The sequence below is a fragment of the Streptomyces tibetensis genome (assembly GCF_007655005.1).
In the GTDB taxonomy this organism is placed as follows: Bacteria; Actinomycetota; Actinomycetes; order Streptomycetales; family Streptomycetaceae; genus Streptomyces; species Streptomyces tibetensis.
In genome coordinates, this window is record NZ_SZVW01000017.1 from 59487 (window position 1) to 70972 (window position 11486).

The 11486-nt window shown below is 70.1% G+C and carries 12 protein-coding genes; 9 read left to right on the plus strand and 3 right to left on the minus strand.

Annotation, left to right across the window (positions count from 1 at the left end; all coding sequences use genetic code 11):
* Positions 1-30: 30 nt before the first annotated feature.
* Positions 31-504 (minus strand): ArsI/CadI family heavy metal resistance metalloenzyme, encoded by a 474-nt coding sequence (locus FDO69_RS27680; protein ID WP_104782914.1) that lies wholly within the window; start codon positions 502-504, stop codon positions 31-33.
* A 79-nt stretch (positions 505-583) separates the two neighbouring features.
* On the opposite strand from FDO69_RS27680, the gene FDO69_RS27685 reads away from it, so the two are divergent.
* Genes FDO69_RS27685 through FDO69_RS27695 form a run of 3 tightly spaced genes read left to right on the plus strand, consistent with a single transcriptional unit; the run spans position 584 to position 2500 of the window.
* Positions 584-991 carry an ArsR/SmtB family transcription factor gene (locus FDO69_RS27685; protein WP_104782916.1) on the plus strand — a complete coding sequence of 136 codons (408 nt, stop codon included), beginning with the start codon at positions 584-586 and terminating at the stop codon, positions 989-991.
* 23 nt (positions 992-1014) lie between these two features.
* A complete protein-coding gene (gene arsB / locus FDO69_RS27690; RefSeq protein ID WP_104782918.1) occupies positions 1015-2088 on the plus strand; it encodes an ACR3 family arsenite efflux transporter in 1074 nt (357 codons plus the stop codon).
* Entirely contained in the window at positions 2081-2500 is a 420-nt protein-coding gene (locus tag FDO69_RS27695; RefSeq protein ID WP_104782920.1) for an arsenate reductase ArsC, read from the plus strand. Before arsB ends, FDO69_RS27695 begins: the two co-directional genes overlap by 8 nt.
* Before the next feature lie 200 nt (positions 2501-2700).
* Here the strand turns inward: FDO69_RS27695 and FDO69_RS27700 are convergent, their stop codons facing one another.
* On the minus strand, positions 2701-3300 hold the full coding sequence (locus tag FDO69_RS27700; RefSeq protein WP_104782923.1) for a TetR/AcrR family transcriptional regulator: 600 nt from the start codon (positions 3298-3300) through the stop codon (positions 2701-2703).
* Between the two features lie 55 nt (positions 3301-3355).
* Between FDO69_RS27700 and FDO69_RS27705 the strand changes: the two genes are divergently transcribed.
* The 5 genes from FDO69_RS27705 to FDO69_RS27725 all read left to right on the plus strand — a co-directional run bounded on the left by FDO69_RS27705 (position 3356) and on the right by FDO69_RS27725 (position 8242).
* Positions 3356-3820, plus strand: a complete 465-nt coding sequence (locus tag FDO69_RS27705) for an SRPBCC family protein (protein ID WP_104782925.1) — start codon at positions 3356-3358, stop codon at positions 3818-3820.
* Between the two features lie 460 nt (positions 3821-4280).
* Positions 4281-4850, plus strand: a complete 570-nt coding sequence (locus FDO69_RS27710; RefSeq protein ID WP_159030655.1) for an NADPH-dependent FMN reductase — start codon at positions 4281-4283, stop codon at positions 4848-4850.
* A gap of 55 nt (positions 4851-4905) precedes the next feature.
* Positions 4906-5562 carry a GTP cyclohydrolase II gene (locus FDO69_RS27715; protein ID WP_104782931.1) on the plus strand — a complete coding sequence of 219 codons (657 nt, stop codon included), beginning with the start codon at positions 4906-4908 and terminating at the stop codon, positions 5560-5562.
* Positions 5559-7262, plus strand: coding sequence for a WD40 repeat domain-containing protein (locus tag FDO69_RS27720; RefSeq protein WP_104782934.1), 1704 nt, complete (start codon positions 5559-5561; stop codon positions 7260-7262). The genes FDO69_RS27715 and FDO69_RS27720 overlap by 4 nt, the downstream gene beginning before the upstream one ends.
* A gap of 5 nt (positions 7263-7267) precedes the next feature.
* Positions 7268-8242 (plus strand): formylglycine-generating enzyme family protein, encoded by a 975-nt coding sequence (locus FDO69_RS27725; RefSeq protein ID WP_234388144.1) that lies wholly within the window; start codon positions 7268-7270, stop codon positions 8240-8242.
* A gap of 22 nt (positions 8243-8264) precedes the next feature.
* On the opposite strand, the gene FDO69_RS27730 is transcribed toward FDO69_RS27725, so the two are convergent.
* Entirely contained in the window at positions 8265-10142 is a 1878-nt protein-coding gene (locus FDO69_RS27730; RefSeq protein ID WP_104782937.1) for an AfsR/SARP family transcriptional regulator, read from the minus strand.
* A 274-nt stretch (positions 10143-10416) separates the two neighbouring features.
* Between FDO69_RS27730 and FDO69_RS27735 the strand changes: the two genes are divergently transcribed.
* Positions 10417-11451: a PLP-dependent cysteine synthase family protein gene (locus tag FDO69_RS27735; RefSeq protein ID WP_199838333.1), complete on the plus strand. Its 1035-nt coding sequence runs from the start codon at positions 10417-10419 to the stop codon at positions 11449-11451.
* The last annotated feature ends 35 nt before the right edge of the window (positions 11452-11486 follow it).

Here is an 11486-nt window from a genome sequence, read left to right on the forward strand (position 1 = left end):
CGCCTGCTCGCACGCTTCAGGCCGTTCGCCTCACTGGCCGCAGGCGCATCCAGCGGCCGCCGGGGCGTCCACGGTCGCCTGGCCGGTGCAGCAGGCGTCCCCGGCGGTGCCGGGATCGGCGCTCTTGCCGAGGTTGTCGGCGTCGGCCTTCACGACGTACACCTCCCAGGGCTCCTGGCCGGGACCGTGGACCCACACCTTGTCCTGGAGGGCGTAGCAGCAGGAGGTGTCGTTCTCCTCGAAGGTGGCCAGGCCGGCGTCCTTGAGACGGGTGGTGGCGGCGCTGACCTGATCGGTGGACTCGACCTCGACGCCGAGGTGGTCCAGGCGGGTCGTCTCGCCGGGCTGCCCCTCGATCAGGACGAGCTTGAGCGGGGGCTCTGTGATGGCGAAGTTGGCGTAGCCCTCACGCCGCTTGGCCGGTTCGGTGCCGAACAGCTTCGAGTAGAAGGTGATCGACGCTTCCAGGTCGCTGACGCGAAGGGCGAGCTGAGCGCGAGACATGGCACGTCTCCCAACGGGTTGCATTGATGTCTGTCGATGCAACCTTGCGCTCTGAATCGAAGGATGTCAACATAGAGAGATGTCGAATCAAGAGTTCGTAGTGCTGGGTCAGGACGATGCGGCCGGCGGCTGTTGCCCAGCACTGCTCACGACCCCCTTGGACGAGAGCCAGGCAGGAGAACTGGCCAAGGTGTTCAAGGCGCTGGGTGACCCGGTGCGGCTGCGTCTGCTGTCGATGATCGCCTCCCGTGCGGGCGGCGAGGTCTGCGTGTGCGACCTGACCCCGGCCTTCGACCTGTCCCAGCCGACGATCTCGCACCACCTGAAGCTGCTCCGGCAGGCCGGTCTGATCGACTGCGAGCGGCGCGGCACCTGGGTCTACTACTGGCTGGTCCCGGAGATGACCGACCGACTCGCCGCGATCCTGACCCGTCCGGCAGGAGAATCGCTGCCCGACCGCACGGCGGCTGCCGGGGCCGCCTCGTGAGCGCTGCGGCCGCTGAGAGGAACGTGGCGGGACGCCTGTCCTTCGTCGATCGCTACCTGGCTGTCTGGATCCTCGCGGCCATGGCCGTGGGGCTCGGCCTCGGCCGCCTGGTCCCGGGCCTGGGTGACGCGCTGGCCGAGGTGACCGTCACGGGTGTGTCCCTGCCGATCGCCCTGGGCCTGCTGGTGATGATGTACCCGGTGCTGGCCAAGGTCCGCTACGACCGCCTCGACACCGTCACCCGGGACCGCCGTCTGCTGCTGCCGTCCCTGTTGCTGAACTGGGTCGTCGGCCCTGCGCTGATGTTCGCGCTGGCCTGGCTGTTCCTGCCGGACCTGCCCGCCTACCGCACCGGCCTGATCATCGTCGGCCTGGCCCGCTGCATCGCCATGGTCATCATCTGGAACGACCTGGCCTGCGGACACCGTGAGGCCGCTGCCGTCCTGGTCGCCCTGAACTCCGTCTTCCAGGTGATCGCCTTCTCGGCACTGGGCTGGTTCTACCTCTCCGCCCTGCCGGGCTGGCTCGGGCTGGAACGGACCGGCCTGGACGTGTCGGTGTGGGAGATCGCCCGCAGCGTGCTCATCTTCCTCGGCATCCCGCTCGCGGCCGGTTACCTCACCCGCCGCATCGGCGAGAGGACCAAGGGCCGCACCTGGTACGAAGCCGAACTCGTCCCGCGCATCGGCCCTTTCGCCCTCTACGGCCTGCTCTTCACGATCGTCGTCCTCTTCGCCCTGCAAGGCGACGCGATCACCTCACAGCCGCTGGACGTCGCCCGCATCGCTGTGCCGCTGCTGGTCTACTTCGCCGTCATGTGGGCCGGGTCCATGGCCCTGGGCCGTGCCGTCGGTCTGGACCACTCACGCGCCACGACGCTGGCCTTCACCGCCGCGGGCAACAACTTCGAGCTCGCCATCGCCGTCGCCATCGCCACCTTCGGGGCCACCTCCGGCCAGGCACTCGCCGGCGTCGTGGGTCCCCTCATCGAGGTGCCCGCACTCATCGGCTTGGTGTACGTCGCCCTGTACGCGCGCCGCTACTTCACCGCCCCAGCCGCTGTTCCCGCACCTCAGGAAGACGCAGCCCATGTCTGACACAGCCACCCCGTCCGTCCTGTTCGTCTGCGTCCACAACGCCGGACGCTCACAGATGGCCGCCGCCTTCCTCACCCACCTCGCGGGCGACCGCGTCCAGGTCCGCTCCGCAGGCTCCGCCCCCGCCGACACCGTCAACCCGGCCGTCGTCGAGGCCATGGCGGAGGCGGGCATCGACATCACGGCCGAGGTGCCCAACGTGCTCACGGTGGAAGCGGTCCAGGCGTCCGACGTCGTCATCACGATGGGCTGCGGGGACACCTGCCCCGTCTTCCCCGGGAAGCGCTACCTCGACTGGGACCTCCCCGACCCGGCCGGACAGGGCGTCGCAGCGGTCCGCCCGATCCGCGACGAGATCGAGAAGCGCATCCGCGGCCTGGTCGACGAGATCACCCCGGCGGACCGAGCATGAGTACGCGGTCGGTCACCGTTCACATCGGCGGCCCTGGGCCCCGAGCGCGCCTCGAACTCTCGTCCTCGGCTGGGGAAGGGATGGCCCTTGCAGCGGCTTCGTGGCGTTGACCAGCACGGATACCCGGCCCTTGGGGAGGTCGATTCGTTCGGGCGCCGGTACGACGTCTGACCCAGCCGCTCTGCCCGACCGGTGACTCCTCACTCCGGGCCGTAGTACAGCCGGAGGAACTCCTCCATCGCCGAGTCGACGCCGGCGCGGTCACCGGTGGCGAGCAGGTCGAGGAGCAGGCCGCGGACGGTGGCGAGTCCCAGCCTGGCCCGGTTCCGGGCCGTGGCAGGGTCTGCCCCCGCACCGACCTCGGCGGCAACGAGCGGCTCCAGCCAGTCCGTCACGAGCCCTTCGAGGACCGGGACGGCCTCGGGGCGGCCGCGCAGCGCGTGCCCGCAGAGCTCGAAGAAGAGCCGCTCCTGCCCGGCCAGCCGAGGGTCCGTCAGGTGCCGCCACAGCAGCCGCGCGGCATCGGCGGGCGAGAGGCCGGGCTCCAGGCGAAGCCGGGACAGCACATCGCGCTGGCGCCGCTCCGACGTCCGGACGATCTCGACGAGCAACTGTTCCTTGGAGCCGAAGTAGTGGATCAGCATGCGGTGACTGACGCCGATCGCGGCTCCCAGGCCGCGCAGGCTCAGGTCCGCGATGCCGTGCGCCGCGACGTGGTCGACAGCCGCCTCCACCAGTTGCGCGCGCCGATCCGCAAGCGCGCCTTGCCCGGCCTCGCCCTCGGGATGAGAGTCATCCATGGTCGCCACGTCACGACTGTACCAATGGGTACATGCCGCATGTACCGTGTGGTACATGAAGCCCGTCACCGTGTCGATCGATGTACCTCAGACGCCCGAGCAGGCCTACGGCTTCCTCGACGTCATGGCTCACCATCAGCGGTTCACCGACCACTACCTGACCGACTGGCGCTACAGCGGCCCCGCCCGGGGCGTCGGAGCATGCGCCACGGTGACCGCCGCCCTGGGCGGCACGAAGACCGAGGTCACCATCGAGGTCGTCGAGGCCGAGGCGCCGAAGCGCATCGTCGAACACAACGTCAGCGCGGCCGGCCGGCGACAGGCCCACGGCACCTACACCATCGAACCGCTGCGAACCGGTGGGACCCGCATCTCGTTCACGTACACCTGGGTGCGCGCCCCCCTCGCCGACCGGCTGCTGGCCCCTGTCGTACGGGCCACGATGCGGCGCGCCAACCACACGGTCATGCGACGCCTGGCCACCGAGTTGACTCGCCACGTGTCCGCCGCCGGTTCCTGACGACGGTCCATGTGCACGGCCCGGCCGAGGGCAGTCCCGTGAGGCCGTCGCGACCGCGCACAAGCCGTCTTTCGGATGCAGGGGCCCGCATCAAGCATCCTGCTGCTGAGGATTGACGGCCGGGAGCCTTCCGCGTGTCCTGGTCAGCCCGTGCGAACCGCACCGGCGTCGACGACCACCATGACCCCCGCCGCATCCTCCAAGCGGCTCGGCTGCCGCAGGCCTTCGGCCTTGCTCAGGGCAGAGAGTCGGCCCGGCGAATGGTTACTGCCTGCGCCGTGTTCGCCGTAGCCGGGCCCGTCCAGATCGCCCGGGGAACCTTGCCGCTTCGTAGCCCCTCGAGGTACCCGTCCGCGGGAGGAGCGAGGGAACGCAGCGGGAACTCCTGCGCCGAGCATGCTCCCGAAGTCGAAGGTCGGCCCCTCTACCGGCCGATCCGCAGATCCTCGGGAGCCCCCACGTGACCACCATCGTCCTCCTTTCGGGAAGCCTGCGCCGGGACTCCGTGAACGGCGCCCTGCTGATGACGGTCCGGGCGATCCTCGAGCGCCGCCCGCGGGACATCACCGGCACCTTGCTGACTCCGGCGGGACTGCCGCTTTTCGACGAGGATGTCGAGGCGCAGGGCGTGCCGAAGTCCGTCGCGGCAGCCCAGGAGTTGGTGAGCACCGCCGATGCGGTCGTCATCAGCAGCCCCAGCTACAACGGATCGATGCCCGGCGGGCTGAAGAACACGCTCGACTGGCTCTCCCGTCCCTGGGGCGCCGGCGCCCTGACGGGAAAGCCGGTCGCGGTGGCGACGGCGTCCCCCGGCAGGAGAGGGGGCGCGGAGGTTCAGCCCGAACTCCACAGGGTGCTGGAGCGCGCCGGGGCGCTGGTGGTGGAGCACGGCCGGGTCGCCGTGGGAAACGCCGTCGCCCGCCTCGGTCCGCGCGGGATCTTCACCGACCCAGCCGTGACCGCGGCTCTGGACGGACTGATCGACGCCACGCTCACCGCCACCGGACACCTGGCTCGCGGCGCGGTGTAGCGCACTCTTCCCGAGCCATCCGACGGCAACAGCCCTCATGCGAAGAGAGACCGGCATGCACATCTACATCGACGGCCCTGACAAACCCTGCACAGTGCGTACCCGGGTGCGGGTGCCGCTGCGGCTGTCCACCGGCCTGATGGTGGATTCGTGGGTCTCGACCTTTCACGGACTCCGTGACGGCGCCGAGCATCTCGCGGTCGAACTGGGCCCGGCGGACACGAGAACACCGCTGGTCCGTGTGCACTCCGAATGCCTCACGGGCGACGTGTTCGGGTCGGCCCGCTGTGACTGCGGTCCGCAACTCGACGAGGCCCTGGTGTCCCTCCACGCAGCCGGCGGCGTGCTGGTCTATCTCCGCCAGGAGGGGAGGGGCATCGGCCTGTACTCCAAGATCGACGCCTACCGGCTGCAGGACGGTGGCCTGGACACCTACGAGGCCAACGAGGCTCTCGGACTCAGCGACGACCTGCGGGACTACACCGCGGCCGCGCAGATGCTCCGGGCGCTCGGCCGCACCGCTGTGGACCTGCTGACGAACAACCCCGACAAGGCCAGGCAGTTGGCGGCGCACGGCATCACCGTGCACCGCACGCTCCCCACAGGTGTCCACGTCAATCAGCACAACCGGGCCTATCTCACGGCCAAGGCCGAGAAGACCCTGCACACCATCGAGCTGCACGACCTGACCGAGAAGGAGAAGATCGCATGATCCGGCATCAGGGGCCCATCAGTGGCGTCGCCACCCACGAAGGCCGCTACGTGGCGACCGCCGGCTACGACAACCAGGTCGTCCTGTGGGACGCCGGCACCGGGGAGCCACTCGCCCGTGCCTTCCACGACCACCTTGCCAACCAGGTGGCCTTCAGCCCCGACGGTCTACGGCTCGTGACGTCGTCCAGCGACTACACCGCCCGGTTGTGGTCGGTGCCCGACCTGAAGCTGGTCGCGGTGTTCGCGGATCACAAGGACGATGTGGAGATGTCCGTCTTCCACCCGGACGAGGAGCTGGTCGCGACCGCCTCACGTGACCACAAGGTCCGCGTCTACGACTTCTCGGGCACCATGGTCCACGAGTTCGAGGGGCACACCGCCGACGTCATCTCCGTGGAGTGGTTGCCCGCAACCGGGGAACTGCTGTCGTCCAGCGACGACGGAACGGTCAAACGCTGGTCCCTCGTGACGGGTGCGCTCGTCGAGGAGGTCGACCTCGGCGGCGTCGAGACGGACACGATCGCCATCACCCGGTCCGCAGTGGTGTTCGCGGGCAACGACGACGGCGCGATCATCCGCATCGAGGGCGATGAGCGGACGCACTTCCCCGCGCACGACGCCGGCATCAAGCGGCTGGTGTACAACGCGGCCACCGGTTCCCTGGTCAGTCTCAGCTACGACCGGTCCTTGCGTGTCTGGGACACGAGCGAGGGACTGCGGCCCGTGCACACCGCCGAGTTCCCGGCCGAGGTGTGGGCCCGCTCGTGCGCCTTCCTGAACGACCATGAGCTGGTCTTCGCCACGTTCGGCTCCACGTACGCCGTCTACGACCTGGCCGAGGGCCGGTGGGACGTCGGCCGAGTGCAGGGCACCCCCAGTGTGAACGCCGTCTGCGAACTGCCCGACGGACGCAGGTACACGGTGGGTGACGCGGGTGTCGTCCACGTCGACGGTGCTCCCGTCGCGGCCATGGGCAGCCTGTGCAACTTCCTGGTCCAGGTCGGAGGGCGTGTCCTCACCGGCGGCCAGCTGGGCCGGGTCTTCGACGCCGACACCGGGGAGGTCCTGTACCAGCACCGTTCCCCCCTGAACTGCGCGGCGGCCTTCGAGCGCGACGGAGTACCGCACGTCGTCGTCGGCGCCTACACCGGTGAGGGCCTGGTCTTCGCGGTATCCCCGGGCGGTGCACTGCGGCACGTCACGACGCTGTCGTTGCACGCGAACGCGGTGAAGGGTGTGGCCTGCTCGGGCGACACGATCTTCGCGGTCTGCGCCGACTCCGCGGCCGGCTGGTTCAGCACCCGCACTCTGGAGGAGACGGCCCGCGTCGAGTCCGCGCACAGCAGGATCGCCAACGGCTGCGCGGCGCTGCCCGACGGTCGGTTCGCCAGCATCAGCCGTGACCGGGTGCTGCGACTGTGGGACGGTCAGGGGGCCACGGCGGTGCCCACTCCGCATGATCACTCCGTCAAGTCCGTCGCCGCCTCCGCGGACGGTGCCCTGGTCGCGACCGGCTCCTACTCCGGTTTGATCGCGGTGTACGACACGCGCACCGGCTCCTGGCCCGTCGTCACCCGACCGACGACCGCCGGCATCTCCTGTGTGTACTACGCGCAGGACGGGGACCGGTTCCTGGCCGCCTCGTACGACGGCTCCGTCTACGAGACGCCCGCACCGAGGGCTGCGCAGGGCGAGTGAAAACGGTGGTCAACCCGAACGAGTTGAGCGACCGGGCGGCGATGGGGTTGCCCGACTCCTTCGTGGACCGCGTGTCTTCGGACCGGTTCGGGGCAGAGTGCTCCCGGCTGGCCGGACACGACCCACTGGAGCTGGCGGCCCTCGCCGAGGAACCGACCGCCGTCTTCCTGACCCGGCTGGCTGCGGGAAGCCTGCTGGCCCTGCTGGGAGATCCACGGATCGACGTGTACCGTCCCGCGATGCTGGAGGTGCCGGAGGCGCAGGTGTGCCTGGGGCTTCCGGCGGAGCACGTGGACGCTGTCACCGAACGCTGGGCCGGCGTGGGCGTGGAGCGGGCCTGGATCGCCAAGGAGTGTCCGAGGTACGAGGTGCGGATACCGGCCTTCCGGATCGCCCGCTACCCCGTCACCAACGTCGAGTACCGCGCCTTCCTCACGGAGAATCCACAGATCAGTCCGCCCTCCTCCTGGCAGTTCGGCGTATATCCGGCTGCCTTGGCCAACCACCCCGTGTGGACGGTGAGTCCTGAGGATGCCGATACCTATGCCCGGTGGCTGGCCCGGCGCACCGGACGGCGCTTGCGCCTGCCGACCGAGGCGGAGTGGGAGTATGCGGCGGCCGGGCCCGAGGGCCGGGAGTATCCCTGGGGCGACACATGGGACAGCGGGCTGGCCAACACCGTGGAGGCCGGACCACTGACCACCACACCGGTGGGCGTGTATCCGGCGGGCCGCAGCCCCTTCGGGGCGGACGACATGGCCGGCAACGTCGAGGAGTATGTGGCCGACGACTACCGCCCCCACCCCGGGGGCGAGCCGGTCCTCGACGATCTGGCCCGCGCCGAGGCCGGCTACCGCGTGGCACGTGGGGGCAGCTTCACCCGGTACGGAGACCTGGCGCGCTGCCGACGGCGCCACGGCTGGTACCAGCGCTCCTTCTACGCGATGGGCTTCCGGCTGGCCGAGACACCCGGCGCGTAGGACAGAGGGCAGCAGCCGGACGTCACGCGGCGCAGCGGTGTCGGTGATCTCGCCCGGCCGGATCCTCCGGTCCCCGACAGCCGCCCTCTGTCACCAGGGCCGGGTGGTACGCACAGAGCGCGTAACCGCGTACGAGGGGGTGGAAGGCATACCGGCAACGTCCGTCCTGCCGGATCAGGTTGGCATCCAGCAGGCGGTCCAGGATGTCCTCGGCCGCGCGGGGCGCCGCCTCCAGGAGCGCGATGGCCTGTTGGTGCGTCAGGTCGGAGGCGGAGTGCCGCGCCAGGACGTGGAGGGCGCTGCGCAGTTCCTCCGGCAGGTTCTCGTACGACCGCGCCAGAGCTCCGGCGATGCTGCGCTCCGGTGAGTACAGCTCATCGATCCGCTTCCGTTCGTCCCGCAGTCGCTCGACCAGCTCGGCGTCCCGCCGTCCGGGGCGCCGCAGCAGGCGGGCGGCTGCGAGGCGCAGGGCCAGGGGGAGTCCTCCGCACAGCTCGACGAGTTCGTGCACAGCCGCCGAGGCGCCCGATGACCGGTGGGGTCCAAGGGCACGGCGTAAGAGCTGTACACCGTCCTCATGGGGCATGTCCCTCAAGGGCAGCCAGAGGGCCCCGTCCACGTCCGGCAGCCGGTTCCTGCTGGTGACGAGAACCAGACTCTGTGACGAGGCGGGCAGGAGGGTGCGTGCCTGATCGGCGGAGACGGCGTCGTCGAGGATCAGCAGCAGCCGCCGGCCGGCGCTCAGACGGCGCCACAGGGCGGTCTTGCCGACCAGGGTGCCGGGGTGCTGTTCGGCGGGCACGCCGAAGGAACACGCGAGCATGTCCAGAGCGGTGCCCACATCCAGCGGCGGATGCTCGCCCGAGTGGCCGCGTAAGTCCAGGAAGAGCTGCCCGTCCGGATACCGGTGGGCCAACTGGTGGGCGCTGTGCACGGCAAGCGCCGTCTTGCCGCTGCCCGCCATACTGTCGATCACGACGATGGCGGGACCAGTGGGGGTCTGGCCCGCGAGCTCGGCGATCCGGGCCAGTTCCGACCGGCGCCCTGTGAAGTCGCTCAGCGTGGAGGGCAGCGTGCGTGGCACGCCCAGCCCTTGCCGGACACGCGCCTCGGCGGACTCCGCGGTCACCGCCGAGGGTGCACCGTCCAGCTCCGGGGCCTGGCGCAGAATCGCGTCCCGCAGGGCGGACAGCTTGGCACCCGGGGCGACTCCCAGCTCGGCGGTCAGCAGCGTGCGCAGGGAGGCGAACTCCTCGAGCGCTTCGGCCTGGCGGCCTGACCGGTACAGCGCGAGCATGAGCTGGCGGCGCGGCGCCTCGCGCAGCGGATGCTCCGCGATCAGGCTCCTCAACTCGCTGACCAGTCCGGCCGCTTCGCCGAGTTCCAGACGCAGGTCGAAACAGTGTTCCATGGCCTCCAGGCGGCGCTCGTCGAGAGTCGTGGCCGCTGCTTCCAGAAACGACCCGGGCAGACCTTGCAGGACGTGCCCGCGCCACAGGGCGAGCGCCTCCCGTAGCCGGTCCACCGCCTGGTTGGTTCGCCCGTCCGCTTCGAGGGCCTGCGCCTCGCCCAGCAGCCCAGTGAAGACAGCGGCGTCGAGCTGCCCCACTCCCGGATCGATGCGGTAACCGCCGGTCTGGGTGACGATCAGGCGGTCGCCCTCGGGTATGCGGCGCCGCAGCACGGACACCGCCTTGCGTACCTGGTGGGACGCGGTCTCCGGGGGGAGGTCGTCCCACACCGCATCCACGATCCGGTGCAGCGGCACGGCGCGGCCCGCCGCCAGCAGAAGCAGTCCCAGCACGACGGCGGGGACCAGGCCGCCCGGCTCGACCAGTTCGTCACCGCAGCGGATGTCCAGCGGTCCGAGGATGCCGAACCGAACCTGTTGCGCCAGCACGTTCCGCCCTACTGCAGCCAGGGCTTGTGGCCCTTGGAAGATCCGCTCTACGCGGCCTGTACAAAGAGTATGTATCGCTCATGCATCTTAGGTGACGGACTTTGCCGGTGCGCACGACAGCGGCGCTGACGCCCCTCGTGCCGCACACTCCGCATGCCGCGCGCCGCGGTACTGAACCGGAGGAACCCAGAGGGAACTCAGCGGGAAGTGGGCCGGAGACGCTTGCCGGCGTCCTGATCGTCACAGCCCTCGAAGCTCGCACACGGAGGCGTCCTTGCCCCGGAACACTGTCGCGGTGCCGCCGCTTCAGGCCCCGCTCCTGCCGGAGGAACTGGCGGTGGCTCCGCCGGATTACGCGGCGCTGGAGGATCGCCATCCCGCCTTCCGCCGCTTCGCCGCGGCGCTGGGCAACACGCCGTTGATCCCGCTTCCCGGGCCCGACGGCGGGGCCCGGCTGCTGGGCAAGTGCGAATGGGAGAACCCCGCCGGGTCCATCAAGGACCGGGTCGCCTACGCGCTGATGGGCGACGCCCTGCAGCGCCACGGGAACAGTCCGCTCGCCGGGCTGCGGGTCGTGGAGTACTCGGGGGGCAACCTGGCCCGTGCGCTGTCGCTCCTGTGCGCCGACCTGGGGGTCACAGCACGGTTCGTTCTGTCCTCGGCCAGCCCGCGCAGCCTCCTCGACGTGCTCGCCGAACGCGGGGCGCAGGTGGACCTCGTGGACAAGGAGCTGGGATTCCTCGAAGTGGTCAGGACCGCCCTGCGCACGCCTGTCGAGGAGGACGGCTGGACGCTGCTGTACCAGCACCGCAACCCGGCCAACCTCTTGTTGCACGAGGCGGCTACCGGTCAGGAGATCATCCGGCAGCTCGACGGAAGGGCACCGGCCGCCTGGGTCGCCTCGATCGGGACGGGCGGCACGCTGATCGGGGTGCTCAGAGCGCTGCGTTCGGCATTCCCCGGCGTACGGGCTGTCGGCGTGACGCCGGAGGAACTGCCCTACGGCAGCCCCGAGCCGCCCAACGGCAAGCCCAAGTACGCCGGTTCCGGTGGAATGGGCCACGGCATCCGGCAGCCCTTCGTCGCTCTGCACGATCACGAGATCGAGCACTACGCGGTCTCCTATCCTCAAGCCCTCGACGGCATGGCCGAGTTCCACCGGCTGACAGGGGTCCGCATCGGAAGCTCCGCCGCAGCGAACTGGCTGACCGCCCGCCGGATCGCTGCCGCACTGCCGCCTTCACAGACCGTGGTGACGGTGCTTCCCGATGCCGGCACGCCCGAGGAGTGGGAACGGCTCGGCGGATGAGAGCGGGCGACACCGCTCACCTGTCCCCGTTCAGC